Annotated in this window: 23 protein-coding genes and 1 pseudogene; 13 read left to right on the top strand and 11 right to left on the bottom strand. The window is 57.4% G+C overall.

Annotated features, from left to right (window positions below; genetic code table 11):
• The first annotated feature begins 26 nt into the window (after positions 1-26).
• Entirely contained in the window at positions 27-629 is a 603-nt protein-coding gene (locus tag VQ575_RS00120; RefSeq protein ID WP_325919914.1) for an HD domain-containing protein, read from the top strand.
• Between the two features lie 309 nt (positions 630-938).
• The gene (locus tag VQ575_RS00115) at positions 939-1,313 is read left to right on the top strand and encodes a lysozyme inhibitor LprI family protein (protein ID WP_033062452.1); all 375 of its coding nucleotides are present in this window, start codon (positions 939-941) and stop codon (positions 1,311-1,313) included.
• An 81-nt stretch (positions 1,314-1,394) separates the two neighbouring features.
• Here VQ575_RS00115 and VQ575_RS00110 read toward each other — a convergent pair whose 3' ends face one another.
• Positions 1,395-2,090 carry a glutathione S-transferase gene (locus VQ575_RS00110; RefSeq protein ID WP_325918776.1) on the bottom strand — a complete coding sequence of 232 codons (696 nt, stop codon included), beginning with the start codon at positions 2,088-2,090 and terminating at the stop codon, positions 1,395-1,397.
• A 151-nt stretch (positions 2,091-2,241) separates the two neighbouring features.
• On the opposite strand from VQ575_RS00110, the gene VQ575_RS00105 reads away from it, so the two are divergent.
• The 4 genes from VQ575_RS00105 to VQ575_RS00090 all read left to right on the top strand — a co-directional run bounded on the left by VQ575_RS00105 (position 2,242) and on the right by VQ575_RS00090 (position 5,606).
• Positions 2,242-2,805 carry a TetR/AcrR family transcriptional regulator gene (locus VQ575_RS00105; protein ID WP_045154647.1) on the top strand — a complete coding sequence of 188 codons (564 nt, stop codon included), beginning with the start codon at positions 2,242-2,244 and terminating at the stop codon, positions 2,803-2,805.
• A gap of 186 nt (positions 2,806-2,991) precedes the next feature.
• Positions 2,992-4,119, top strand: coding sequence for a GGDEF domain-containing protein (locus tag VQ575_RS00100; RefSeq protein WP_039594581.1), 1,128 nt, complete (start codon positions 2,992-2,994; stop codon positions 4,117-4,119).
• Between the two features lie 704 nt (positions 4,120-4,823).
• Positions 4,824-5,243, top strand: a complete 420-nt coding sequence (locus VQ575_RS00095) for an organic hydroperoxide resistance protein (protein WP_039594583.1) — start codon at positions 4,824-4,826, stop codon at positions 5,241-5,243.
• 33 nt (positions 5,244-5,276) lie between these two features.
• Positions 5,277-5,606 (top strand): hypothetical protein, encoded by a 330-nt coding sequence (locus tag VQ575_RS00090; protein ID WP_039594594.1) that lies wholly within the window; start codon positions 5,277-5,279, stop codon positions 5,604-5,606.
• A 115-nt stretch (positions 5,607-5,721) separates the two neighbouring features.
• Here VQ575_RS00090 and VQ575_RS00085 read toward each other — a convergent pair.
• A pseudogene (locus VQ575_RS00085) lies at positions 5,722-5,917 on the bottom strand (oxidoreductase); the annotation flags it as partial.
• 163 nt (positions 5,918-6,080) lie between these two features.
• Between VQ575_RS00085 and VQ575_RS00080 the strand changes: the two are divergent.
• Both VQ575_RS00080 and VQ575_RS00075 read left to right on the top strand, forming a co-directional pair.
• Entirely contained in the window at positions 6,081-6,659 is a 579-nt protein-coding gene (locus VQ575_RS00080) for a TetR/AcrR family transcriptional regulator (protein ID WP_039594584.1), read from the top strand.
• 36 nt (positions 6,660-6,695) lie between these two features.
• On the top strand, positions 6,696-6,995 hold the full coding sequence (locus VQ575_RS00075) for a YciI family protein (protein ID WP_198725912.1): 300 nt from the start codon (positions 6,696-6,698) through the stop codon (positions 6,993-6,995).
• A 201-nt stretch (positions 6,996-7,196) separates the two neighbouring features.
• Here VQ575_RS00075 and VQ575_RS00070 read toward each other — a convergent pair whose 3' ends face one another.
• The 3 genes from VQ575_RS00070 to VQ575_RS00060 all read right to left on the bottom strand — a co-directional run bounded on the left by VQ575_RS00070 (position 7,197) and on the right by VQ575_RS00060 (position 11,156).
• Positions 7,197-8,753 (bottom strand): methyl-accepting chemotaxis protein, encoded by a 1,557-nt coding sequence (locus tag VQ575_RS00070; protein ID WP_039594585.1) that lies wholly within the window; start codon positions 8,751-8,753, stop codon positions 7,197-7,199.
• A gap of 914 nt (positions 8,754-9,667) precedes the next feature.
• Positions 9,668-10,555 (bottom strand): lysophospholipid acyltransferase, encoded by an 888-nt coding sequence (locus tag VQ575_RS00065; protein WP_039594586.1) that lies wholly within the window; start codon positions 10,553-10,555, stop codon positions 9,668-9,670.
• Positions 10,556-10,598: 43 nt separating this feature from the next.
• A complete protein-coding gene (locus VQ575_RS00060; protein ID WP_039594587.1) occupies positions 10,599-11,156 on the bottom strand; it encodes a DNA-3-methyladenine glycosylase I in 558 nt (185 codons plus the stop codon).
• 81 nt (positions 11,157-11,237) lie between these two features.
• Between VQ575_RS00060 and glyQ the strand changes: the two genes are divergently transcribed.
• The 4 genes from glyQ (at position 11,238) to VQ575_RS00040 (ending at position 15,637) form a co-directional block, all read left to right on the top strand.
• Positions 11,238-12,191, top strand: a complete 954-nt coding sequence (gene glyQ, locus VQ575_RS00055; RefSeq protein ID WP_022641565.1) for a glycine--tRNA ligase subunit alpha — start codon at positions 11,238-11,240, stop codon at positions 12,189-12,191.
• The gene (gene glyS / locus VQ575_RS00050) at positions 12,188-14,242 is read left to right on the top strand and encodes a glycine--tRNA ligase subunit beta (protein WP_039594588.1); all 2,055 of its coding nucleotides are present in this window, start codon (positions 12,188-12,190) and stop codon (positions 14,240-14,242) included. The genes glyQ and glyS overlap by 4 nt, the downstream gene beginning before the upstream one ends.
• A gap of 3 nt (positions 14,243-14,245) precedes the next feature.
• Complete coding sequence (gmhB, locus tag VQ575_RS00045; RefSeq protein WP_039594589.1) at positions 14,246-14,779, top strand: D-glycero-beta-D-manno-heptose 1,7-bisphosphate 7-phosphatase; 534 nt, start codon at positions 14,246-14,248, stop codon at positions 14,777-14,779.
• Between the two features lie 78 nt (positions 14,780-14,857).
• Positions 14,858-15,637 carry a lysophospholipid acyltransferase family protein gene (locus VQ575_RS00040; RefSeq protein WP_039594590.1) on the top strand — a complete coding sequence of 260 codons (780 nt, stop codon included), beginning with the start codon at positions 14,858-14,860 and terminating at the stop codon, positions 15,635-15,637.
• Positions 15,638-15,808: 171 nt separating this feature from the next.
• Here VQ575_RS00040 and VQ575_RS00035 read toward each other — a convergent pair whose 3' ends face one another.
• A complete protein-coding gene (locus VQ575_RS00035; RefSeq protein WP_039594591.1) occupies positions 15,809-17,323 on the bottom strand; it encodes a sensor histidine kinase in 1,515 nt (504 codons plus the stop codon).
• 221 nt (positions 17,324-17,544) lie between these two features.
• Between VQ575_RS00035 and VQ575_RS00030 the strand changes: the two genes are divergently transcribed.
• Entirely contained in the window at positions 17,545-18,279 is a 735-nt protein-coding gene (locus VQ575_RS00030; RefSeq protein WP_039594592.1) for a response regulator transcription factor, read from the top strand.
• 37 nt (positions 18,280-18,316) lie between these two features.
• Here the strand turns inward: VQ575_RS00030 and VQ575_RS00025 are convergent.
• From VQ575_RS00025 to dnaA, 5 genes are all read right to left on the bottom strand, one after another.
• Positions 18,317-19,539 (bottom strand): IS3 family transposase gene (locus VQ575_RS00025; RefSeq protein ID WP_198727338.1). Its coding sequence is split into 2 segments (ribosomal slippage): positions 18,317-19,188 and positions 19,188-19,539, totalling 1,224 coding nucleotides; the frame shifts between segments, so codons are not numbered across the junction.
• Between the two features lie 114 nt (positions 19,540-19,653).
• Positions 19,654-22,071 carry a DNA topoisomerase (ATP-hydrolyzing) subunit B gene (gene gyrB, locus VQ575_RS00020; protein ID WP_039593247.1) on the bottom strand — a complete coding sequence of 806 codons (2,418 nt, stop codon included), beginning with the start codon at positions 22,069-22,071 and terminating at the stop codon, positions 19,654-19,656.
• Between the two features lie 5 nt (positions 22,072-22,076).
• On the bottom strand, positions 22,077-23,180 hold the full coding sequence (recF, locus tag VQ575_RS00015) for a DNA replication/repair protein RecF (RefSeq protein WP_325918775.1): 1,104 nt from the start codon (positions 23,178-23,180) through the stop codon (positions 22,077-22,079).
• A gap of 14 nt (positions 23,181-23,194) precedes the next feature.
• Positions 23,195-24,298: a DNA polymerase III subunit beta gene (gene dnaN / locus VQ575_RS00010; protein ID WP_030132563.1), complete on the bottom strand. Its 1,104-nt coding sequence runs from the start codon at positions 24,296-24,298 to the stop codon at positions 23,195-23,197.
• A gap of 39 nt (positions 24,299-24,337) precedes the next feature.
• Positions 24,338-25,867 (bottom strand): chromosomal replication initiator protein DnaA, encoded by a 1,530-nt coding sequence (dnaA, locus tag VQ575_RS00005; RefSeq protein WP_039593172.1) that lies wholly within the window; start codon positions 25,865-25,867, stop codon positions 24,338-24,340.

Genomic DNA, 25,867 nt, shown 5'->3' with positions numbered 1-25,867 from the left:
GGGCCAATGCCGCAAGCCTGCATCCCATGAGCGCGGAACAAGCGGTGGCCGAGCTGTTTGCCCTGTGCCGCCAGCAGGCGCAGGCGGACTACATCGGCGAGGCGGTCAGCCAGCTCGAACACATGGTCCAGGCCGCCGAGCTGGCACGTGACGAAGGGGCGGATGAGGAACTGGTGCTGGCCGCTTTCTGCCACGATGTCGGGCACTTCTGTGCGCCGCTGACGGCGCAAAATTCAATGGCCGGCCTTGGCCGTCGCGGCCACGAGCGAGTGGGCGCAAACTGGCTGCTGGGCTTGGGGTTCTCCCAGCGTCTGGCGGGGCTGGTGGCGCGGCATGTTGACGCCAAGCGTTACCTGAGCTGGCGCGAACCGGCCTATCTGGCAGGGTTGAGTGCGGCCAGCCGGCAAACCCTTCACTGGCAGGGCGGACCGATGACGACCCCTGAAGCCAAGGCTTTCGAAGCCGACCCGCTGTTTGCCGACAGCCTGCGTTTGCGCCGCTGGGACGAGGCGGCCAAGGTCGCTGGAAGACCGCCAACCGACCTCAGCGGTTTGGAGCAGCTTGCGATACGTGTTCACCAGGGCAGCAATACCTTGAGAGATCCTCAAGCGCAGGGCAGTCAACGATAGCGATGCTTCCTGCTTCTTGGCTCGGTGATCACCTGTATCGGAAAGGACCGCCCGACGGATGAAATAAAACAAACCCGACACAACATGTCGGGTTTGCTTTTTGGGAGGCTACTAAACCCGGCCACTGATGGGCATTGGCAGGAAAAAGATAAAACCCAGGGCGAGGTGCACAAGCGGTTGTGCCCGAGCACAAATATTCTGGCAGTCCCGCCGCGGTCGGTCGGGGATCTGCTTCATTGTTCTACAACCCTCATGATAAATTCCCGCCGCGACCTCTAATCAATAGAGGGCATTCAGGGAGAGAAATCAGTGATCAAGTCTTTGTTGGTTGGGGCGTTGCTGGCAATGGCATCAGCATCGGCATCTGCGATGAGTTGCGATAACCCTAGAAACGCCTATGACAGAACCTATTGCGCGTCGCTGAAAATGGTTCAGTCGGATCAGGACATCAATGATCAATACAAGAAGACGATGAGTGCCCTGAACCCGGATCAAAAGAAAAAGGTGAAAGCCGCTCAAATCCAGTGGATCAAAAATCGTGACAGCGCCTGTTCCAACGATGGCCTGCTCTACCTGGACTGTGCCAACGAGAAGACCGAGGCGCGTATCGTCATTCTCAAGGCTGTCGAGCGCGAGTGCCGTGCTGCCGGTTGCGACGACGCCAAACTGTCGCAGGTCGAATAATCGATAAGCACGTCGGACTTGCCGCCGTACTCCAAGAAAAAACCCGACTTTAAGCGTCGGGTTTTTTCTTTGTGATCCGAGCTACGCAGCGCCACGCTCGACCATCGCGCGCCATGCCTGGACGCTTGGGCGCTCCTGCATCCTGGCGTGCCACGCGCGCAGTGCGGCACATTCATCAGGCACGGGGACCTGCACCAGCGAGGCGAAGATCATGCCGCCCAGTACCGCAATGTCGGCCATCGAAAACCTGTCGCCCGCCACAAAGGGCTGGTCTTTGAGCAAGTTGTCGAAATAGCGCATGCCCCTGATCGCCTTGTCGCGCATCCGGCCGCCCCACTCGGCATTCTGGTACAGCTCGACCTCTGGGCCGAGGCCCGGCGTCGCGTGGTGGAAGTATGTGCTGACGGCGTCGAGAAATTCGATCTCGGCACGCTTGGTCATCATGTGGATGAGGCCTTTTTCAACGGGCGTTTCGCCCGTCAGCGTCGGTTCGCCGACCAGGCTGTCCAGATATTGGGTAATCGCCGTGCATTCGGCGATCAGCGTCCCATCGTTCAGCTCCAGCACGGGCAATGTGCCGGAATAATTGATGGCGAGGAATTCCGGTTTCTTGTGCTCACCGATCCAGAGATTCACTGCAATGAATTCGATTTTTGGCAACAGGCCTTTCTCCGCCAGCGCAATGCGCACGCGGGCGGGGTAGGGGCCGTTGAACCAATCGTAGATTTTCATTCCAGGAACCGTGGAAACGTCAGCGCGTTGTTGTGAAGAAGACATGATCGGATCACCTGCCTGTCAATTGGTAGGTAAAAGACTGAGCTGATATTTTGGCCCTGTCAACTCCCTACCTGACAATTGGCAGGCAAGACAATCCGGGCGTAGAATCGCATTCAAATGAGTTCATCGATTAAGTAAACGAGGCGGTAACGTGAACGAAAATGCTCGAGAAGCCATCTTGGCGGCGGCGAAATCCGCTGCCCAACTGCACGGTTACAGCGGAATCAATTTTCGTAGCATTGCCGACCAGGTAGGCATCAAGAACGCCAGCATTTACTACCACTTTCCGAGCAAGGCGGGGTTGGCTGCTGCGGTCGCGCAACGCTACTGGCAGGACGTGCAGCGGGCGCTAGAGGAGATACGCGCCGCCAATGTCGAGCCAAAAGTGTGCGTGCAGCTGTACCCGTCCCTTTTTCGAAAGTCGCTTGAGGACGGCAACAAGCTTTGTCTGTCCAGCTTCATGGCTGCCGAATACGAGGACCTTCCCGATGAAGTCCTGCGGGAGATCCGGGCATTTGCGGACGTTAATGTGACGTGGCTCGCCCAGGTGTTGGCGGATGCCGGAATGGGCAGCGCAGCGGAATGTGAACGTAGAGCCCTGGCCATTTACACCGCTGTGGCGGGTGCTCAGTTAATCGCGAGAACTCGGGCGGATGTCGGTCTGTTCGATGATCTGATCTTGAGCTACCGGGAGGCAGGATTGATTCCGGCCTGATTCTTGTAAAGAAGATGATGCAGTTTGTCTGTAGGAATGGTTGGGCTGCTTCACAGCCCAGCGGGAGCAAGCTCCCTCGCCACGGGGTTTCGGTTCAATCGGGGCCTTGGCTGTAATTCAGTTGTTTGCGTTGGTGGCAGGGTGCCACAATCGTCGTTTTCGTTGCGTCACGATCAGGTGGATCAAATGGATGGCCCAAGATCTCGGAACGGCCAAGATTTTTGCATAGACGAGCAAGTACGAACTGACCGCCTGCAGCAACTGTTTCGACAATCCGTTTCCGCGGTTTTTGGCAGTTACTTGGCTGCCATCATGCTGAGTTGGCTGTGTTGGGATCGGTTTGAGCACAGCGTCATTCTTTGGTGGCTGGGCATCTTGAGCACATCGACGCTGTTGCGTATCGCGATGTTCGTTGTCTATTTTCGCAGTGACGAAAGTCAGCGCACGCCGCAGCGTTGGGAGCGCAAGTACTGGTTTTCGCTCATATTATCCGCCGGCATCTGGGGCGTCGGCGCGTTTGTGGTCATGCCGGCGGATGATCTCTTGTCCCAGGCGTTGGTCATGCTTTTTACAGTGGGGATGACTGTCAGCGCGGTCTCCTGCTATTCGGCCTATCGCGATATGACCCTGGTCTCCATTGGCGTGGTGCTGTTGCCGTGCACCGCCTGGCTGCTGTTTCAACCATCCCCGATTCAAGTCGGCATGGCACTTTCAATCCTGGTGTTCACGGCATTTGCGGCCCGCGCCACGCACAAAATGTCCCAGGCACTGGAAATCGCCTTTCGTCTTACCCGAGAAATGGAACAGGCCAACCGCATTTCAACCCGTGCCGCACAAACCGATGAATTGACCGGCCTGAAGAGTCGGCGGGCTTTTTTCGAGCATGCCCAGCAACTCTACGACGAATGCAAGGCCAAGCGGCAAGGGTTGTGCGCGGTCATGTTGGACATGGATCACTTCAAGCATATCAACGACACCTACGGCCATCAGGTCGGGGATCAGGTGTTGCGCCGGATTGGGGCGGTCATCAGTTCATCGTTTCGGACAACCGATATCCATGGGCGGCTCGGCGGGGAAGAGTTCGCCATTTTGCTTCCAAATACCTCTATTGAGGTCGCCACCGATATCGCGGAAGGACTTGTCCAGAGCATTGCTGGAATGATGATCGAACCGGTCCATCGGGTAACCGCCAGCCTTGGCGTGGCGTCGACGGAGGCCGCTCATAAGGATCTTCATGGTTTGATGAACAGTGCCGATAAGGCGTTGTACCGGGCAAAGGCATTGGGGCGTAATCAAGTCGCGGTTGCTCAGTAGGGTTCGCCTCTTTGTTACATGCCGCTCGTTTTCCAACTTTCAGAAGAGGTCTAGCGGTTGAAAAAAATAGCACTCGGGTTTTTCCTTTCCGCTATGGCAGGTTGTACCTTCACCTCCGCTGATAGAGTAGGACCAGGCGAATATATGCTTACCTGCGGCGGCAGTGTCTTTAACTCTAGGGAAGGCATGTTGGAAAATATCAATGACAAGGCCAGAAAGGTTTGTAACGGGCCATACCGCCTGGAAGGTAATCCTGGGGCGCCTACGCTCGTCAACATGCAGACTCAGATTGGTCCCACTCCCACTACGTTTCTGGCGATGAAAGCCATTTGCACCGCTGACAGCGAATAGCGTCTCCGAAGCGCAACGCGGACGTCCTTGACGGCGTTTCCCACGTGAGAGCGTGGGAACGATCCCATACAACGCTCATTGTGCTTATAAATTCCTTCCCTATCCAAATGCCTGCAGTTTCGCAGGCCTTGCTGATCCCCGTCTCTTATTGGTTCACCTCACAGGTCATGCGACCTGGCATCGAACGAAATAAATTCAGATAAAAATCAACGAGTTAATCAAAAGCTAGAAATTTTCTGAAAATTTATCTTGCGCGCAAAGCATTTGGCCGCTAACTTTATCCCAACTGATTAGCGCGCAAACATTTAGCGCTAAACAAAACCGATCAAACCCATCAGTAAAGAGGAAACACCATGAACGTTCTCTACACCGCAGTCGCAACCTCCACCGGTGGCCGTGATGGCCGTGCTGTTTCCAGCGATAAGATTCTCGACGTGAAACTGGCCACTCCAAAAGCCCTGGGCGGCGCGGGTGGTGAAGCCACAAACCCTGAGCAGTTGTTCGCAGCCGGCTACTCCGCCTGCTTCATCGGCGCATTGAAGTTTGTCGCCAGCCAAAGCAAACGCAGCATTCCGGCTGACGCCTCGATCACGGCCCACGTCGGCATCGGTCAGATCCTTGGTGGTTTCGGCCTGGATATCGACCTGCACATCAGCCTGCCAGGCCTGGATCAAGCCGATGCTCAAGCGCTGGTCGACGCCGCTCACCAGGTTTGCCCGTACTCCAACGCGACTCGCGGCAACGTCGACGTCCGTTTGCACGTCACCGTCTAACTCACTTCATCTACGCATAAAAAGGATCAGGACATGAAAACGCTCAACAAAACTCTCATTGGTTCGCTTTTGGCACTGTCCCTCGGCAATGCGTTTGCGGCTTCTTATGTTCAACCTACGGTCGCTGAGGGTGGTTCGGATCGCGTGATCGAAAGCCGTGTGGCTGAAGGCGGTTCGGATCGACTGATCCAGAACCGTGTCGCCGAGGGCGGTTCGGATCGATTGCTCCAAAACCGAGTGGCCGAGGGTGGTTCGGACCGGCTGATCCAAAACCGAGTGGCCGAGGGTGGTTCGGACCGACTGATCCAAAACCGAGTGGCCGAGGGTGGCTCCGATCGACTCATCGAAAACAGAGTGAGCTGAACATTTCTTCATCGCTCCAAAAACCGGTCGAATCAACCCATGTTGCTTCCAAAAGAAAGAACGCCGCTTATCTCTCACGAGGAAGCGGCGTTTTTTTGCAACATATTCCGAGGTCCTAAACGATGCTATCCACCACCCCACCATCAACACGCAGCGCCGCGCCGGTGGTGGCCGAGGCCTGTTCCGGGCTGGCGTAGATAATCATTTGGCGACTTCCTCAAGCGCGCCGGGCGCTGGATGATCGAGGTGCTGCGGCGCTCGTTGACGAAATCTGCCGCGACTTCTTCCAAACTTTCCCCGCTGCGCTCGACCATTCCCGGCTTCTAGCTCTGGAAATACGCACGCCCGACATCACTGATCTCACACACCGATGAACTTCTTTCACTTGACCGATTAGGATGACCGTCCTACCCTCAAATCCAGACATTAGGTCAACCGTCCTAATCACACTTCAACGCAATCTGGCGCATCTGAATGGCTGACAAAACGACCCGCGAGCGCATCGTCGCGGAGGCGGACAGGCTGTTTTATGAAAGAGGCTATGAGCTGACCTCTTTCTCTGACATTGCCGACGCCGTGGGTATTTCCCGTGGCAATTTTTATTACCACTTCAAGAGCAAGGACGAGATTCTGGATGCCGTCATCGGCAAACGCATGATGAGCACATCAGGAATGCTGGAGGAATGGGAAAGCCAAAGCGATTCCCCCTCCGAGCGCATCAAGGATTTCATCCGCATCGTGGTCACGAATCGAGCGCAGATCATTCGTCATGGCTGCCCGGTCGGCACGCTTTGCAGCGAACTGGCCAAGATTGGCCACCCCGCACAGCCACAGTCCAATCAGCTGTTTGTCTTGTTCCGCACTTGGTTATGCCACCAGTTCGTTCTGCTCGGGCATGAAACGGACGCGGACTCGCTGGCGATGCATGTGTTGGCATTCAGCCAGGGCATTGCGTTGCTTGCACAGGCATTTCAAGACGAGCGCTTCATCCGACGGGAGGCCGAGCGCATGTGTGCATGGCTTGACGGCCTCGCGGATGAGGTAAAGGTTTAGATCAAACGACCACCATGATTTTCAGGGAGGACAACTATGTACGTCATTTTTCTGAGGTTTTCCGCCGGACGTGATCAGGTGGGCCGGCTGATGCAAGCACATAAAGAGTGGCTGCAGCGCGGTTTTGATGAGGGTGTTTTTCTCATGGCCGGCAGTATCCAGCCACAGGCCGGCGGGATGATTCTGGCCAGTGGAGTCGCTCTGGCCCAGCTTGAGGATCGGGTCAGCAACGATCCTTTCGTGATGGAAGACGTCGTGCAAGCCGAGATCGTGGCGGTGACTCCATCGAAGGCGGATCCTCGCTTGGCGTTTTTGCTGGCGGATGTCGGTAGCTGAAAGCGCTGATCGGGTTGAATGCCCATTGACGCTTCCTTGGCTGATTTGGAAGTAAGCGAGCTTAGGCCATTTCCCCCTCTCCGAGCTTGGAAAAATCGATCCGAACGGCAGGGGTTGAGAGCAGAGAAGGAACACAGCTGGCGCCGGTACCCGTGATACCTGAGGCATTGCGGGTGCAAAACGGCGCCATCCCTGCCACATCTACACTTTAAAACGTCCTACCAACCTCTCCAGTTCATGGCCCAGCCTTGCAAGTTCAGTACTTGAGGAAGCGGTTTCCTCGCAGGTGCCGGCCGTCTGCTCGGAGATGTCGCGGACGTTGATGACACTGCGATTGATTTCCTCGGCGACTGCGCTTTGCTGCTCCGCTGCGGTGGCGATTTGCTGATTCATGGCTTGAATGATCGATACTTTACTCGTGATGTTTTCCAGGGCGATCACCGCGCGGTGGGTAAATTCGACGCTGCTCTCGCCCAACAGTTGGCTGCTTTCCATGCCTGAGGCAACGGCATGAGTACCACTCTGTACACCGGCCACCAGACTTTCAATTTCTTCAGTGGAGCGCTGGGTGCGCAAGGCAAGGCTGCGCACCTCGTCTGCTACCACTGCAAAGCCACGGCCAGCCTCGCCGGCGCGTGCCGCTTCAATGGCCGCATTCAGCGCCAACAGATTGGTTTGTTGGGCCACCGCCTTTATCACATCGAGCACCCCGCCGATTTTTTCGCTTTGTTCCTGGAGATGGCGTACAGCGTCAGCCGACTGATTGAGCTCTTCGGCCAAACGCTGGATCTGCGCTATGGCCTCATTCACGATTTGCTCTCCTTCAGAGGCTTGCTGATCCGCTGCGGTTGCGGCAGTTGAGGCCTCTTCAGCATCGCGTGCGACGTTTTGCACCGTTGCGGTCATTTCGCTCATCGCGGTGGCAACATGATCCGTTTCGTTTTTCTGATTATTGACGCCTGCATTGGTTTGCTCGGTGACTGCCGACAGCTGTTCGGCAGCACTGGCAACCTGAATGACGCCGGATCGAATGCCCTCGATCAGCTCATGAAGGTTGAGCGTCATCTGCTGAAGACCCGATTGCAGCTGACCCAACTCATCACGCCGATTGACCTGCACGGGCTCACTCAAATCCCCACTGGCAATACGATTCACGGCCTGTAGCGTGTATTGCAGAGGGTTAACGATTTGTTGGGTAATGATCCACGCAGCAAGTGCGCCCAATAGCAACGTCAAGGCAGCGACAAGACCCAGCAGAACCTTGGCAGACGCGGCGTCGGCATCGCGCTTGGTATTTTGCGAGTCAATGAGCTTTTGCGTCGTATCGAGCAACAGATCACCCAACTGCCCCATACGTTTATATATGGGCCCTTGGTCAGCATTGGGTTTGGCCAGATCAAGCAATAGTTGTCCGTATTCTCTGACGGATGTGTTCTGTTGTTGCATCAGTTCCTGATCAATCGGGGCAGTGAACTGAGTGCTGATGCTTTGCAAGTGAGCCGCCAGATTGTCCAGGATTTTCTGCAGCGGTTGATAGGCATCGGGCTGAGGATTTGCACCAAGACGCAATCGATTGATTCGCAGCTCTTTGGTGTAATCGCTGATTTGAGCAATTTTCTCGATTTTAACGCCGCGTTCGGTCAACGTCGCAATGGCGTACCACCCCGTGAATGCCAGTAACAGCGCAAGCCCTAGTACCAGACCGAAGCCCAAGCTTAATTTCGCGCTGACACGGATATTGCTGATCCAGTCAAACATAAAGACTCCCGTTGTAACTCAGATGGAATGAACATGGCGCCCTGAGTGTCGACCGTGAACCTGAATGCTTTAGTTGTAGAGTGGCAACTAAAGTGCTCTGGAGAGCAATTCGCCTCATACGTGAAAAAATAGCGCTATGTACAGTCTATTTGGCCTAAGGCGTCGCTGAAAGGTTACAGCTCACAGCCGGCCGGCGATTGCGCGAGAGGTCCGTTGTCAAACTAAGAGGTATTTTTCAAACACTCATAAACTGTCTAGTTCTTTAGTCGAATGTTCATGATCGTTCGGTTCTGGTGGGCCCGCATCTCTAGTGCAAGCAACGGGAACAGCGCAGCCTTCAACGGACTGGTTAAATCTGGATGGCCTGTTTCAGGTACAGAAATAGCCGATCCTGACACGCTCGGTATTGGGCTTCGAGGCCCTCGACCTCCCACATCCGAGCAAGCCATACCTCATCGCATGACGCGTCAATATCATTGACGGTGACGCTCCATACAGTCTGAGCGTGTTGTGTTGCCCGTAGTAATTGCAACAACTCCTCAGTGATTGGAAGCGCTTTAGCCTTAACTCTTTTTAGCGACATCTAAACCATCCAGGACTAATTAAAGGTCGAGATTGTTTTTGCGTCGCGCACTATAAGACGCAGTTTATTAAGGCTGTTATTCGACTTATGGCTAGCGAGACACCGCCGGAATAGACCGTTCTTAACAGTAGTGATTCATTGAGGTTATGACGCTTTTATTATCGACTGTTTTATGGTTAGGGGTGGGCATGAGGAGCTGCATTCAAGACCGGGACGGGTAGTTCCCGGCAATAAACATGACAACTCCCCTCGCACGAGAGCCTCTTGCACTATTTATCAGTGCGCCCCAGATTCGGCGTAATCATGGCGCACTGATCGGTCAGGCGGGCCTTCAGTACCACCGCGCCTCGCCCGGTGGGCGTTTCTTGAAGCGTTTCATGCTCCACATGTATTGGCTCGGGTAGGCACGCACGTAACGCTCGACCACCTTACTCATGGCAGCGCAGGCCGTTTCGGTGTCAGTGCTGTACATCTCCTCTGGCGCAGCTTCGAGGATGACTTTGTACCCGGAGCCGTCCGGCAGGCGCAGGGCATGCAGGAACACGCCCACGGCTTTGCCGCCAGCGAGCATGTTCGGGACGAACTTGCTGGTCAGGGCCTGGGTGGCGAAAAAGGGCACGAAGATACCGGCGGACTCAGACGGTTCCGGGTCGGCGGGGATGCCCACCTGGCCGCCTTTGCGCACTTCCTTGATGACGCTGAGAATACCTTCCTTGGTCGACGCCGCGACTTTGTTACCCAACTGTACGCGTTGTTTTTGCAGCAATTCATCCACCGCCTTGAGCTTGGGCGGACGGTAGAAAATGATCGGTTTGCACTGGCTGCAATAGAAGTGGTTGAGCACTTCCCAGTTACCCAGGTGACTGGTGATACCCACTACGCCCTTGCCCGAGGCCAGGGCTTCTTTCAATACTTCCAGTCCTTCGACTTCGCGCACCAGTTCGATGGAGCGCTGTGCCGGCCAGATCCAGGCGCAGGCGCTTTCGGTCAGGGATTTGCCGATGTCCTTGAGACTCTGGCCTACCAGGCGCTCACGTTCGACCGGGTCCATCTCGGGAAAACACTTGGCAAGGTTGATCCGCACCACGTCGCGGGAACGGTTGGGGAATTTCCACATGAGCCAGCCAATCGCCGAGCCCACCGCCTGCACCGCCCGCCAGGGCAGCAGCGCAAACAACCGCAGAGCGCCGACCAGCAAGGCGCCTTTCAACTTATCCACAGGTCACTCCTGAATTCATGGGTCGTGTTGCGAGCCGACTATTCTAACCGCCGTTTACCAACTCGGCGTAGCGGTCGCAGTCCTGGGTGTGGTCCATGACCATGCCCGAGGCCTGCATCAAGGCGTAGCAGATGGTCGGCCCGACGAAGGTGAACCCGGCTTTTTTCAGCCCTTTGCTCATTGCCAACGCCTCGGGCGTGATGGCCGGCACTTCGGTGCGGTCCTTGAAATGGTTGATGACGGGTTTGCCGCCCACGAACGACCAGAGGAACACCACCGGATCTTCCAGCGCCAGCCAGGCCTGGGCATTGCGGCGGGCGGCCTTGAGCTTGAGACGGTTGCGAATGATCCCTGGGTCGAGCATCAGCTCATCGATTTCCGCATCGCTCATCTGCGCCACGCGCTGTACGTCGAAGCCGTACAGCACTTCCCGGTAGCGCTCGCGTTTGCGCAAAACGGTGATCCAGGACAGCCCGGCCTGGAACCCTTCGAGCAAAAGCAACTCGAACAAACCCTGCGCATCGCGCAGCGGCGTGCCCCACTCCTGATCGTGATAAGCCATGTACAACGGATCTTCTGAACACCAAAAGCAGCGTGGCATAAGGCTCCAGGGGGCGTGCGCACGAACGAATCGGGTATACTCCCGCTCTTTAAATCGCAGCCCAAGAAACAGGTGAATTTCGTGAGCCAGCCTACGCCAGCCGTGCGTACCTTCCAAGACTTGATCCTCGCCCTCCAGCAATACTGGGCCGAGCAAGGTTGCGTGGTACTTCAGCCCTACGATATGGAAGTAGGCGCCGGCACTTTCCACACTGCCACGTTTCTGCGTGCCATCGGCCCGGAAACCTGGAACGCCGCCTATGTGCAGCCCAGCCGCCGCCCGACTGACGGCCGCTACGGCGAAAACCCGAACCGCCTGCAGCACTACTACCAGTTCCAGGTCGTGCTGAAGCCGAACCCGGAGAACTTCCAGGAACTGTACCTTGGCTCCCTCAAGCACGTCGGCCTCGACCCGCTGGTGCATGACATTCGTTTCGTCGAAGACAACTGGGAATCGCCGACCCTGGGCGCCTGGGGCCTGGGCTGGGAAGTCTGGCTCAACGGCATGGAAGTGACCCAGTTCACCTACTTCCAGCAAGCGGGCGGCATCGAGTGCTACCCGGTCACCGGCGAGATCACCTATGGCCTCGAACGCCTGGCCATGTACCTGCAAGGCGTGGATTCGGTGTACGACCTGGTATGGGCCGACGGCCCGTTCGGCAAGGTGACCTACGGCGACGTGTTCCACCAGAACGAAGTGGAGCAGTCCACCTACAACTTTGAACACGCCAACGTCGACAAGCTGTTCGAACTGTTCGATTTCTATGAAAGCGAAGCCAAGCGCCTGATCGAGCTGGACCAGCCGCTGCCGTTGCCGAGCTATGAAATGGTGTTGAAGGCGTCCCATACCTTCAACTTGCTGGACGCACGCCGGGCGATTTCCGTGACCGCGCGCCAGCAATACATCCTGCGTGTACGCACCCTGGCGCGTTCCGTTGCGCAAGCCTACCTGCTGGCCCGTGCCAAGCTGGGCTTCCCGATGGCGACCCCGGATCTGCGTGATGAAGTGTTGGCTAAGCTGGAGGCTGCACAATGAGTGCTCAAGATTTTCTGGTTGAACTGGGCACCGAAGAACTGCCACCCAAAGCCCTGAACACCCTGGCCGATGCGTTCCTGGCCGGCATCGAAAAAGGCCTGCAAGCCGCTGGCCTGAACTTCGAAACCAAGCACGTCTATGCCGCGCCGCGTCGCCTGGCCGTGCTGATCACCGCCCTGGAAACCCAGCAGCCTGACCGCAGCATCAACCTCGACGGCCCGCCGCGCCAAGCCGCGTTCGATGCCGAGGGCAACCCGACCCAGGCCGCGCTGGGCTTCGCCAAGAAGTGCGGCGTAGACCTGAGCGAGATCGACCAGAGCGGTCCGAAGCTGCGCTACAGCCAGAGCATCAAGGGCAAGCCGACCGCCAGCCTGTTGCCGACCATCGTCGAAGACTCCCTCAATGACTTGCCGATCCCCAAGCGCATGCGCTGGGCTGCGCGCAAGGAAGAGTTTGTACGTCCAACCCAATGGCTGGTGATGCTGCTCGGTGACCAGGTTATCGACTGCACGATCCTGGCCCAGAAGGCCGGTCGCGATTCCCGCGGTCATCGCTTCCATCACCCGCAGAGCGTGCGCATCACTTCGCCGGCCAATTACCTGGCCGACCTGCGCACCGCCTATGTCCTGGCCGACGCCAACGAGCGCCGCGAGCTGATCAGCAAGCGCACCGAAGAACTGGCCACCCTGCAGGAAGGCACCGCCATCGTGCCGGCCAACTTGCTGGACGAAGTCACCGCGCTGGTGGAATGGCCGGTGCCGCTGGTGTGCTCCTTCGAGGAACGTTTCCTTGAAGTGCCGCAGGAAGCACTGATCACCACCATGCAGGACAACCAGAAGTACTTCTGCCTGCTGGACGCCGAAGGCAAGTTGCTGCCGCGCTTCATCACAGTCGCCAACATCGAAAGCAAGGACCCGCAGCAGATCATCGCCGGTAACGAGAAAGTCGTTCGCCCGCGCCTGACCGATGCCGAGTTCTTCTTCAAGCAAGACAAGAAACAACCCCTGGAAAGCTTCAACGAGCGCCTGCGCAACGTGGTGTTCCAGGAGAAACTCGGCAGCGTCTACGACAAGGCCGAGCGTGTTTCGAAACTGGCGGCATTCATCGCCCCACGTATCGGCGGCGACGCCCAGCGTGCGGCGCGTGCCGGCATCCTGTCCAAGTGCGACCTGTCCACCGAAATGGTCGGTGAGTTCCCGGAGATGCAAGGCGTCGCCGGCTACTACTACGCCCTCAACGATGGCGAGCCGCAGGATGTGGCCCTGGCGCTGAACGAGCAGTACATGCCCCGCGGCGCCGGCGCTGAATTGCCGACCACCCTGACCGGTGCGGCCGTGGCGATCGCCGACAAGCTCGACACCCTGGTCGGCATCTTCGGCATCGGCATGCTGCCAACCGGCAGCAAAGACCCGTATGCCTTGCGTCGCGCGGCGCTAGGCGTGTTGCGGATCCTGATCGACAAGCAATTGGACCTGGACCTGAATGACGCCGTGGCTTTCGCCGTCAATGCGTTCGGCAGCAAGGTCAAGGCTGCCGGCCTGGCCGATGCGGTGCTGGAATTTATCTTCGACCGCCTGCGTGCGCGTTACGAAGACGAAGGCGTCGACGTCGCGACCTACCTGTCGGTACGTGCCCTGAAGCCGGGTTCCGCCCTGGACTTCGACCAACGCGTACAAGCGGTGCAGTCCTTCCGCAAACTGCCGGAAGCGGCAGCGCTTGCGGCAGTGAACAAGCGCGTATCGAACCTGTTGGGCAAGGCCGAAGGCAATATCGCGGCCACCGTCGAAGCCAAGTACTTCGACAACGCCAACGAGTTCTCCCTGTATTCGGCGATCCAGCAGGCGGACCAGGCGGTCCAGCCGATGGCGGCGGCACGTCAGTACAGCGAAACCCTCGCGCGCCTGGCTGCACTGCGCGAACCGGTCGATGCGTTCTTCGAAGCGGTGATGGTCAATGCCGAGGACGCCAACGTGCGGGCCAACCGCTATGCGCTGCTGGCGCGCCTGCGTGGGTTGTTCCTCGGCGTTGCTGACATTTCGCTGCTGGGGTAACGCTTGAAACTGCTGATTCTCGATCGGGACGGAGTGATCAACCACGACTCCGACGCTTACATCAAAACGGTGGAGGAATGGTTGCCGATTCCTGGTTCCATCGAGGCCATCGCGCAGTTGAGCAAAGCAGGCTGGACGGTGGCGGTGGCCACCAACCAGTCGGGCATCGCACGCGGTTACTACGAACTTGCCGTCCTAGAGGCCATGCATGATCGCTTGCGCGAACTGGTGGCCGAGCAGGGCGGCGAGGTCGGGTTGATCGTTTATTGCCCGCACGGGCCGGACGAAGGCTGCGATTGCCGCAAGCCTAAGCCTGGCATGTTGAAAGCCATTGCCGCGCATTATGACGTTGCGCTGGCGGGCGTGTGGTTCGTCGGCGACAGCCTCGGTGACCTGGAGGCGGCCAAGGCCGTCGATTGTCAGCCAGTTTTGGTAAAGACCGGAAAAGGCGAGAAGACTCTGGGCAAGACCCTACCGGTGGGCACCTTGATTTTTGACGATTTGGCGGCGATTGCCGCTGAACTTATCCACAATTAGAGCTCCCAGACATCCTGATCAAGGATTGTTCGGGAAGCGCTTGAACGGCGGGCATTGCCCGCAATGGTAAACGCCGCTATGTCGATACTGCAGGCCATCAGAAGCTTCCTCTTTTACCTGCTGCTGGGCACCAGTTCCTTGTTGTGGTGCACGCTGAGTTTTTTTGTCGCGCCGTTCATGTCGTTCAGGACGCGCTATCGCTTCATCAATGTCTACTGGTGCCGCTGCGCACTTTGGCTGAGCAAGGTCTTCCTGGGCATTCGTTACGAAGTGAAGGGTGCCGAGAACGTACCTGACCGGCCGTGCGTCATCCAGTCCAATCACCAGAGCACCTGGGAAACCTTTTTTCTCTCGGCCTATTTCGAGCCGTTGAGCCAGGTACTCAAGCGTGAGCTGCTATTCGTACCGTTCTTCGGCTGGGCCATGGCGATGCTGCGCCCGATCGCCATTGACCGCGACAATCCCAAGGTTGCGCTCAAGCAAGTGGCTCAAAAAGGCGATGAGCTGCTAAAGGACAACGTCTGGGTACTCATCTTTCCAGAAGGCACCCGTGTTCCCTATGGCACGATCGGCAAATTTTCCCGCAGTGGTTCCGCTTTGGCGGTTAATGCGGGACTGCCGGTGCTGCCGATTGCACACAATGCAGGCAAATTCTGGCCAAAGGCTGGCTGGATCAGAACACCCGGAACCATCACCGTGGTGATCGGTGCACCGATGTATGCAGAAGGCAGCGGCCCGCGCGCCATCGCCGAGCTCAACGACCGCGTACAGGCCTGGAATGAACAGACGCAAAGGGAATTGGGTTCCCTTCCGCCAGCCCCCGCCGCGCCAGCAACGCCGGATAAGCTTGCTGTTTGAGAACTGTGGATAACCTGTGTACCGTTCCGCTCGATTTCGTTGCTTTTTGTTATTAAGCTATTGTTTTTAAAACATATTTCTTAAGCACATAAAACAGCCGAAAACGTGCATAAGTTTTTATACCACTACCAAAATCGCAGCTTCGACATTCACGCAGCTGCGATCCTTTCCTCAGTTCACCAGCGGAAACCGCAGGCTGAACGTTGTTCCTTTTCCCACTGCGCTACGGCATTCAATCTGGCCGCCATGACGGTCGACGACCGCTTTGACCATGGACAGTCCCAGGCCGATGCCATCCACGCCATGAGCCGAGGAAAAGCGACGATATTGGATAAACAGGTCCGGTAGCTCCTCAGCATCGATGCCTTTGCCTTGGTCAACCACATCGCAAGTCAGCCATCCCTCGGCGCAGCGAACGTGCAGTGAAATGCAGGTGTCGCTCGTACTGTATTTAATGGCATTTTCCAGCAAGTTGAAGAGTGCGCGGGTCAGCAGGGGTTGATCGGCGCTGACCGTCGCTTCGTCATCATCCAGTTGGTGTTGCAATTGAATGTTCTTGGCTTGGGCAATGGGTAACACTTGGTCGATCACGTCCAGGATCAGCATGGCGAACAACGTTGGCCGGAACTGGTAGGCGTCGGACTCTGCCTTGGCCAATTGTACAAACCCGTCAGTCAGGTCCAAGGCGCGCCGAACCTGACGCTCGATCTGCTCAAATAATGGGCTGGCAGCCCCAGCCTCATCCTGGTGAACATCCAGCAAAGCCAGGATCGCTGAATGGGGAGCGCGCAGGTCGTGGGAGAGGAAGCGGAGCATGACGCTGCGCTGCTCTTCGGCCTCACGCTCGGCGCTCAGGTCAGTCAGGCTCATCAGCCAGCCAATGGGCACATCGCCGTCAACCGGTAGCAACGCAGCCCTTTCAAGCCGCAGGCTACGTTCGCGAGTGTCGCGAAACTCGACCAAAGGCAACGTGGACAAACGGTGAACAGAGGAGTGCGCCAATGCGGGATACCCCAGCCGTGCCAATGCTTTCAGTACATCACCGCCCACCAGTGCATGACCGAACAGCTCACGTGCCTTGCGATTACCGAGCAATATATTGCCTTGTGGGTCGCTGATCATCGTGGCCACAGGCAGATATTCCAAGCCATCGGCAATAAAGCGACGGGTGTCCCTCGTCCGGCTCATCGCTTGTTCCAATGCCATGACTTGGCCCTGTAGGCCGTCACTGCCGGTATAAGGGGCTCGGCGACGCTCCGGGAAAACCTTCGGCTCCGCATCCAGGCGCGCCAGCTCCCAACCAAAATAGGCCAGCACCACGCTCAAGCGTCGCCAGTTCCAGATCAGATAACCACAGAGCATGCCCAACAGACTGGCCACCGGTGACCACGTCCAACCCTGCACCTCCAGCAGAGCACTGACCAGCAAGGCTGCACCCATGCCTGCCGACGTCGTTCCCAAGGCAAGGCGTGGGCGCAACAGCAACGAACCCAATACGCAGCCCACCAAGCTGGCCGATAGCAAGGCGGCTCCCGTCCCATTGCGATCCGATTGCATCCAATACGACAGCAAAGCGGTCGCCGGCAACAAAAGAATACTTATCCACAACCATTCGCGAACCCAACGGCGAAACAATCGTTGGACTTGGGTAGGTTCACGACTTTCACGGCGCCGCGGGTTGCTCATAGGGACCCTGACAGATTATGGGGAGGGATTTGGAGCATCGAACAATCAGCTTCAGATTCGAGAGAATAGCGGCCCAATAGTGGCATGTGGCTGCCTTTCCCTTGTTGCCACTAGCCGGTATTGTCTCAGCCTGCGACAGGAGAGTGAAACAGGTCACCGCTGGGTTGCCTTCATCGCCGCCTGTAGATGCCCGTATTATTGAAATCAAGGAATCGCATCCCATGCGTGTCGCCATACTGGATGACGAGCCGGCCGAACTCCGCCGGGTGGAACAGACACTGCAACAGATCCCCGGCAAGGGCGAGCAAGCTTGGATATTGCACAGTTTCGAACGAGGCGAAGACTTATTACGCCAATTACGCCGCGAAACATTCGACCTGTTGATACTCGACTGGCAGTTGCCGGATATCAGCGGACTATCCCTGTTGCGTTGGACACGCGAGCATATGGACTCACCGCCGGCCGCCATCATGCTTACCAGCCGTGACGGCGAACATGACATCGTCCTGGCGCTTAATGCCGGTGCCGACGACTACGTCAGCAAACCGTTCCGTCCGAACGAACTCAAGGCCCGGGTTACCGCAGTGCTGCGTCGCCATAATTTGCAACGTACCCCCGCCAGCGATGTTCTGGTGTTCAACGACCTCGAATTCGATGATGCCGAGCTCACCGTCACCCGCGCCGGCATCCCCATCAGCCTGACCGAACGGGAATACCGCCTGGCCCGCTGCTTGTTTGCCAACCTGGGACGGCCACTGTCCCGGGAGTATTTCTATGAACGCTTCTGGACCCACGAGGAAATGACCTCGTCACGACCGCTCGACACTCATATCTACCGGCTGCGCAACAAGCTCGGGCTGACGGCGGATCGGGGATGGCAGTTGTTGACAATCTATGGGTACGGGTATCGATTGGAGAGTGTAGCGGCGGGAAGTGAAGCTTCCGAGGCGAGTTAGTGTCTAGTCCTGAAATAGGTTTACACCTGTTTCAGTCTCAAAACGCCTGATGCACCGCATCGGGCGTTTTGTATTTCAGGGACAGATGAGGTCGCTTACGGTTATAGATTTCTATCGATTCCTCAACCATGCGCTTGGCTTGGGCAAGGTCTTTGGGACGGTGTAAAAGAAATTCTGTTTTCAGAATCCCATTCACTCGTTCCGCTAGAGCATTTTGGTAGCAGTCGTAGCCATCAGTCATCGAACACCTGACGCCATGTTTGGCGTGCAGCTTTTGGTAGAGATCAGAGCAGTATTGCGAGCCCCGATCTGAGTGATGTACCAACGGTTGATTGGTTCTTCGGTGGCGAAGAGCTTTCGTCATCGCCCGGATGACTGACTCGGTATGCAGGCTTTCATGCACGTGATGGCCGACTATTTTGCGCGAGAACGCATCAGTGACCAGACTTACGTAAGCGACGCTTTGCTCGGTCGGTAAGTAGGTTATATCCGCCACCCAGACCTGTTCCGGGCCGGTGGCAGTGACCTGGTCAGGGCCGGGCTTGAGCCGATTCGGATGTCGACGGAAGCGATGATGGCTGTCGGTCGTCTTGTGATAAGCGCGTTTGCGTGGGACCAGTTGTCGATGATCCCGCAAAATATCGAACAACCGATCTCGGCCTACCGTTTGCGTCAGTTCAGGTTCGGATTGCATAAGGCCATGCAGCTTGCGGGTGCCCAACCGGGGCATTTCAAGGCGTGTCTCCAGCACAAACCCCAACACCTTTTGCGCGTGGCTGGCTTGCGCGTCGTAAGCTCGATTGCGCTTGTAATACGCCTGCCGTGAGATGCCCAGAAACTGGCAAGCCCTGGTAACACTCAGGCCTTCGATTTGCCCTTGGGTGAGGACTTGCCGGATCGCTTTTTTACGACAGAAACACCGTAATCGTTCTTTAGTACGTCAACGACAGCTTCAAAAAATTGGGCTTTCTGGTTGGCAAGGGCCAGCTTTTCTTCCAGCTCCTTGATTCGCTGCTCTGGTGTCAGCGGCAAATTTGGCTCGGCCATCGGTCGGTTCCTCTGGGCACGAATGGAGGCGCCTTGGCTCCAGTCCTGCCGTCCATGCTTGCGTAACCACACCAACACAGTCGACCGGCCCTGGATCCCATAACGCCGTTGAGCCTCTTTATAACTCAGTTCGCCCTTTTCAACCTGATCGACGACCGCCAATTTAAAGCTCAGCGTGTAATCACGCTGACTGCGCTTTCTTCCTGAATCCATTGGTTCCTCCTGAGGATAGGTCAGGAGGTGTAAACCTTATTCAGGACGAGACATAGCACAAAAAAAGGCCAACGCATAAGCGTTGGCCTTTTTCGTTGGGGCAGGGCAGTCGGATCAGAAATCCAGGTTGGACACCGCCAACGCATTGCTCTCGATGAAGTCACGACGGGGCTCGACCGCATCACCCATCAGGGTGTTGAAGATCTGGTCCGCGCCAATGGCGTCTTCGATGGTGACTTTCAGCATACGGCGCGAGCCCGGGTCCATGGTGGTTTCCCACAGCTGATCCGGGTTCATCTCACCCAGCCCTTTGTATCGCTGGATGGTGTGGCGCTTGGTGCTTTCAGCCATCAGCCATTCAAGGGCTTCCTTGAACTCCGTCACGGACTTTTTGCGCTCACCGCGTTGAATGTACGCACCTTCATCCAGCAACGTGCTCAGCTGAGCACCGAGGGAGACCACGGTCTTGTAGTCGTTGCTGCTGAAGAAGTCGCGGTTGAAGGTGACGTAGTTCGACAGCCCGTGGGAGATCAGCTCGACCTCTGGCAGCCAGACGTTGCGTTCACGGTCTTCGCGCAGGCTGGCCTTGTAGACCAGGCCGGATTTTTCCACGGTGCGCAGGCGGACTTCGTACTGGGCCAGCCAATCCTGCATCGCAGCATGGTCGGACAGCTGCTCCAGGCTGACGGCTGGCAAGTAGATGAAGTGCTCAGTCAGTTCCTGTGGGTACAGGCGCGACAGGCGCTTGAGGGTCTTCATCACCAGGCGGAAGTCGTTGACCAGGCGCTCAAGGGCTTCGCCGGAAATGCCCGGCGCATCCTCGTTCAAGTGCAGGCTCGCATCTTCCAGCGCCGACTGCGTCATGTACTCTTCCATGGCATCGTCGTCTTTGATGTATTGCTCTTGCTTGCCTTTCTTGACCTTGTACAGCGGCGGCTGGGCGATGTAGATGTAGCCGCGCTCGATCAGCTCCGGCAACTGGCGGAAGAAGAACGTCAGCAGCAGGGTACGGATGTGCGAACCGTCGACGTCAGCATCGGTCATGATGATGATGTTGTGATAACGCAGCTTGTCGATGTTGTACTCTTCGCGGCCAATGCCACAGCCCAGCGCGGTGATCAGCGTGCCGACTTCCTGGGAAGAAATCATTTTGTCGAAGCGCGCTTTCTCAACGTTGAGGATCTTGCCCTTGAGCGGCAGGATCGCCTGGGTACGACGGTTGCGGCCCTGCTTGGCGGAACCGCCAGCAGAGTCACCTTCCACAAGGTACAGCTCGGACAGGGCAGGGTCTTTTTCCTGGCAGTCAGCCAGTTTGCCCGGCAAGCCGGCAATATCCAGCGCGCCTTTGCGGCGAGTCATCTCACGAGCCTTTCGCGCCGCTTCACGGGCACGGGCGGCGTCGATCATCTTGCCGACGACCAGCTTGGCTTCGTTCGGGTTCTCCAACAGGAAATCGGAGAAATACTTGCCCATTTCCTGTTCCACGGCGGTCTTCACTTCGGAAGACACCAGCTTGTCCTTGGTCTGGGAACTGAACTTCGGATCCGGGACCTTTACCGAAATGATCGCGGTCAAGCCCTCACGGGCATCGTCACCGGTGGTGGCGACTTTATGCTTCTTCGCCAGGCCTTCCTGTTCGATGTAGTTGTTCAGGTTACGAGTCAGCGCGGAACGGAAACCCACCAGGTGAGTACCGCCATCGCGCTGTGGAATGTTGTTGGTGAAGCACAACAGGTTCTCGTTGAAGCTGTCGTTCCACTGCAGGGCGATTTCCACGCCGATACCGTCATCACGCTGAACGTTGAAGTGGAACACCTGGTTGACCGCAGTCTTGTTGGTGTTCAGGTACTCAACGAACGCACGCAGGCCACCTTCGTACTTGAACAGCTCTTCCTTGCCGCTGCGCTCGTCCTTGAGGACGATGCCAACGCCGGAGTTCAGGAAGGACAGTTCACGAATCCGCTTGGCCAGGATGTCCCAGCTGAAGTGGATATTCTTGAAGGTTTCGCTCGAAGCCTTGAAATGGATCTGGGTGCCAGTGGTCTCGCTGTCGCCAACGATCGCCATCGGTGCCTGAGGCACGCCATGGACATAGGTCTGTTCCCAGATCTTGCCGCTGCGGCGAACGGTCAGTACCAGCTCTTCGGACAGCGCGTTTACCACCGATACACCTACGCCGTGCAGACCGCCGGAGACCTTGTAGGAGTTGTCGTCGAACTTACCGCCAGCGTGGAGGACGGTCATGATGACCTCGGCGGCGGAAACACCTTCCTCTTTATGCACGTCTACCGGGATGCCACGACCGTTGTCGCGAACGGTGATGGATTCGTCCGGGTGAATGATGATGCTGATATCGTCGCAATAACCGGCGAGGGCTTCGTCGATGGAGTTGTCGACCACCTCGAACACCATGTGATGCAGGCCGCTACCATCGTCGGTGTCACCAATGTACATACCGGGACGTTTGCGTACGGCATCCAGGCCTTTAAGCACTTTAATGCTCGTTGAGTCGTACGTATTTTCTTCGCTCAATGCCTTCACTCCCGATGGTCGTGGGTCTGGGTGATACGGCCCTGTTCCACGTGGAACAGAGCGACTGGCGTTTCCGTCTGCCAGCCTTCCCTCAATAATTCGTGGTCTACACAGGTAATGAACACCTGGCAGCGTAAGTCTTCCAGCAAGCGGCATAACGCTCGGCGGTGGGCTTCGTCCAGCTCGGACGGCAAGTCATCCACCAGATAAATACACTGACCGCGACGGGCCTGGCTGACCAGATGCCCCTGGGCAATACGCAAGGCACACACCACTAGCTTTTGCTGCCCCCGGGACAAAATGTCCGCGGCATTGTGTGCGCCCAATCTGAGACGCAAGTCAGCGCGTTGTGGTCCAGCCTGGGTATGGCCCATCTGCTGGTCTCGCTGAAGCGACCCAGCCAGCACGGCACTCAATTCCCGGTCCTTGTCCCAGCCTCGGTAATAGCTGAGTGTCAGGCCCTCAAGCTCAACCAGTTCGCTCAAGGTCTGCTCGAAGACCGGTTTCAAGGCTTTGATGTAAGCGCGGCGGTATTCATCGATTTCAGCGCTGGCCTGGCACAGTTCCCTGTCCCAAACCGCTTGTGAAACGGCGTCAAGTGTACCATGTCGCAGCCAAGAGTTTCGCTGGCGCAGCGCCTTCTGCAGGCGTTGCCAAGTCGTCATGAAACGCGGTTCCACGTGGAACACGCCCCAGTCGAGGAATTGCCGGCGAATCTTCGGTGCGCCCTCCAACAGGCGGAAGCTGTCCGGGTTGATCAACTGCAACGGCAGGATCTCGGCCAGCTGCGCAGCACTTCGGGCGTTCTGCCCATCGATGCGAATCTGGAACTCGCCTTGCCGGTCCCGCGAAATTCCCACGGCGCTATGTCCGCCTTCCGCCAATTCCACCTGCCCGAACACTGTGCACGCCAATTGGTCGTACTGGATGACCGGTAAGAGGCGGGTGCTGCGAAACGAACGCGCAAGCCCAAGCAGGTGCACAGCTTCCAGGACGCTGGTTTTGCCACTGCCGTTGGCGCCGTAAAGGATATTGATGCGGGGGGAGGGGGAGAAGGTCACCGGGTGCAGATTGCGCACCGCGGTGACCGAGACGCGACTTAAGGACATCTAGCTGGTTCTGGTTACAGACGCATCGGCATGACAACGTAAGCCGAATCGTCGTTGTCGGACTCTTGCACCAGGGCACTGCTGTTGGAGTCGGACAGGATCAGACGCACTTGCTCGGTGGTCATCACGCCCAGCACGTCGAGCAGATAGCTGACGTTAAAGCCGATTTCCAGGGAGCCACCGTTGTACTCGACGCCGACTTCTTCTTCGGCTTCTTCCTGCTCCGGGTTGTTCGCCTGAATTTTCAGCTGACCGTTGGCCAGTTGCAGACGGATGCCGCGGTACTTTTCGTTGGACAGGATTGCGGTACGGCTGAAGGCTTCGCGCAACGCCTGGCGATCGCCCAGTACCAGCTTGTCGCCACCTTTTGGCAACACGCGCTCGTAGTCAGGGAACTTGCCGTCCACCAGTTTCGACGTGAAGGTGAATTCACCGGTGGTGGCGCGGATGTGGTGCTGGCCCAGCACGATGCTGACGTTGCCGTCCGGTTCGGTCAGCAGGCGGGCCAATTCCAGGATGCCTTTACGCGGCACGATCACTTGGTGGCGATCCGGCTGACCGATATCGGCCTGCATCGAGCACATGGCCAGGCGATGCCCGTCAGTGGCGACAGCGCGGATGACCCCGGCAGACACTTCCAGAAGCATGCCGTTGAGGTAATAGCGCACGTCCTGCTGAGCCATGGCGAAACTGGTGCGTTCGATCAGGCGACGCAGCTTGCTCTGCTCCAGGCTGCAGGTCAGCGAGCCTGGACCTTCTTCCACAGTCGGGAAGTCGTTGGCTGGCAACGTGGACAGGGTGAAGCGGCTGCGACCAGCCTTGACCACGAGCTTCTGCTCATCAACCTTGATGTCGATCAGCGCATCGTTAGGCAGGCTCTTGCAGATGTCCATCAGCTTGCGCGCCGGCACGGTGATGGAGCCCGGATCGGCCGGTTCTTCAAGCTGCACACGACCGACCAGCTCGACTTCCAGGTCGGTACCGGTCAGCGACAGTTGCTGGCCTTCGACAACCAGCAGCACGTTGGAAAGTACCGGCAAGGTCTGGCGGCGTTCGACGACGCCTGCGACCAGTTGCAGGGGTTTCAACAGGGCTTCGCGTTGAATGGTGAAATGCATGGTCTAGTCCCTTGCCTTAATAAGCTGCGCTGGTGGTCATCAAGTGGTCAGTGTACGCAGCAGGTTCTTGTAGTCCTCGCGGATGTCCGCGTCGGATTCCTTAAGTTCGTTGATCTTGCGGCAGGCGTGCAACACGGTGGTGTGGTCGCGTCCGCCAAACACATCGCCGATTTCCGGCAGGCTGTGGTTGGTCAGTTCCTTGGACAGGGCCATGGCCACCTGGCGCGGACGAGCCACCGAACGCGAACGGCGTTTGGACAGCAGGTCGGAGATCTTGATTTTGTAGTATTCGGCAACCGTTCGCTGGATGTTATCCACAGAAACCAATTTGTCCTGGAGCGCCAACAGGTCCTTCAAGGATTCGCGAATCAACTCGATGGTGATATCGCGGCCCATGAAGTGCGAGTGCGCGATAACCCGCTTGAGGGCACCTTCGAGCTCACGGACGTTGGAGCGGATACGCTGGGCAATGAAAAACGCAGCGTCATGAGGCAGCTCGACCTTGGCCTGGTCGGCCTTCTTCATCAGGATCGCAACCCGCGTTTCCAGTTCCGGTGGCTCGACAGCCACCGTCAAGCCCCAGCCGAATCGAGACTTGAGGCGTTCCTCCAGGCCTTCGATCTCTTTCGGGTAGCGGTCACTGGTGAGAATGACCTGCTGTCCACCTTCAAGCAATGCGTTGAAGGTGTGGAAAAACTCTTCCTGGGAACGTTCCTTGCGGGCGAAGAACTGAATGTCGTCGATCAGCAAGGCGTCCACCGAACGGTAGAAGCGTTTGAATTCGTTGATGGCGTTCAGTTGCAACGCCTTGACCATATCGGCTACGAAACGCTCGGAATGCAGGTACACGACCTTGGCATTCGGATTCTTCTTTAATAGATGGTTGCCCACGGCATGCATCAAGTGGGTCTTACCCAAGCCGACGCCGCCGTAAAGAAAGAGCGGGTTGTAGCCATGCTTGGGGTTGTCCGCCACCTGCCAGGCCGCCGCGCGAGCCAATTGGTTGGATTTACCTTCGACAAAATTCTCAAAGGTAAAGGTCCGGTTCAGGTAGCTGGTGTGCTTGAGCGCGCCTTCGACCTGGACGGTGCGTTGTTCCGCGCGCACCGGTGCCTGTTGGGAGCTGGCGCCGGCCATCGGGTCGAAGCTGTCCCGGGAGGGCTCTTCACTGACTTCGGCAACCTTTTGTGCGCTGCGTTTGCTCGGGGCGGGCGAAGGCGTCGGGGCGGCGTGGTTGTTGACCGGTGCCGGGGCTGCCTGCTGCGCTTGGGAAGCGGCGGCAGCCGCCAGCGGCGCATTGGGCGCGGCGCGGGGTGCCGAGCTGCGCTTGCTGCCTATTAATAGGGACAACGCAGGCGCCATGCCATTGCCATGCTCGTCGAGCAGTTCCATGACCCGGCCCAGGTACTTTTCGTTGACCCAGTCGAGAACGAAACGGTTCGGTGCATAGACACGCAACTCGTCGCCTTCGGCTTCGACCTGTAGTGGACGGATCCAAGTGTTGAATTGTTGGGCAGGCAGCTCATCGCGCAAAAGCTCCACGCACTGCTGCCAAAGTTCCACTGACAC

The organism is Pseudomonas frederiksbergensis, from assembly GCF_035751725.1.
Taxonomy (GTDB): domain Bacteria; phylum Pseudomonadota; class Gammaproteobacteria; order Pseudomonadales; family Pseudomonadaceae; genus Aquipseudomonas; species Aquipseudomonas frederiksbergensis_A.
The sequence above is the reverse complement of the archived record's forward strand: the minus strand, read 5'-3'. Positions and strand labels throughout refer to the sequence as shown.

Coding starts and splice junctions, on each gene's coding strand:
- VQ575_RS00080 (WP_039594584.1), top strand. CDS start 6,081: ATGGCTGACAAAACGACCCGCGAGCGCATCGTCGCGGAGGCGGACAGG.
- VQ575_RS00100 (WP_039594581.1), top strand. CDS start 2,992: ATGGATGGCCCAAGATCTCGGAACGGCCAAGATTTTTGCATAGACGAG.
- VQ575_RS00075 (WP_198725912.1), top strand. CDS start 6,696: ATGTACGTCATTTTTCTGAGGTTTTCCGCCGGACGTGATCAGGTGGGC.
- VQ575_RS00035 (WP_039594591.1), bottom strand. CDS start 17,323: ATGAGCAACCCGCGGCGCCGTGAAAGTCGTGAACCTACCCAAGTCCAA.
- VQ575_RS00120 (WP_325919914.1), top strand. CDS start 27: ATGAGCGCGGAACAAGCGGTGGCCGAGCTGTTTGCCCTGTGCCGCCAG.
- VQ575_RS00095 (WP_039594583.1), top strand. CDS start 4,824: ATGAACGTTCTCTACACCGCAGTCGCAACCTCCACCGGTGGCCGTGAT.
- VQ575_RS00040 (WP_039594590.1), top strand. CDS start 14,858: ATGTCGATACTGCAGGCCATCAGAAGCTTCCTCTTTTACCTGCTGCTG.
- VQ575_RS00110 (WP_325918776.1), bottom strand. CDS start 2,090: ATGTCTTCTTCACAACAACGCGCTGACGTTTCCACGGTTCCTGGAATG.
- VQ575_RS00070 (WP_039594585.1), bottom strand. CDS start 8,753: ATGTTTGACTGGATCAGCAATATCCGTGTCAGCGCGAAATTAAGCTTG.
- VQ575_RS00060 (WP_039594587.1), bottom strand. CDS start 11,156: ATGCCACGCTGCTTTTGGTGTTCAGAAGATCCGTTGTACATGGCTTAT.
- VQ575_RS00090 (WP_039594594.1), top strand. CDS start 5,277: ATGAAAACGCTCAACAAAACTCTCATTGGTTCGCTTTTGGCACTGTCC.
- dnaN (WP_030132563.1), bottom strand. CDS start 24,298: ATGCATTTCACCATTCAACGCGAAGCCCTGTTGAAACCCCTGCAACTG.
- VQ575_RS00030 (WP_039594592.1), top strand. CDS start 17,545: ATGCGTGTCGCCATACTGGATGACGAGCCGGCCGAACTCCGCCGGGTG.
- glyS (WP_039594588.1), top strand. CDS start 12,188: ATGAGTGCTCAAGATTTTCTGGTTGAACTGGGCACCGAAGAACTGCCA.
- recF (WP_325918775.1), bottom strand. CDS start 23,180: ATGTCCTTAAGTCGCGTCTCGGTCACCGCGGTGCGCAATCTGCACCCG.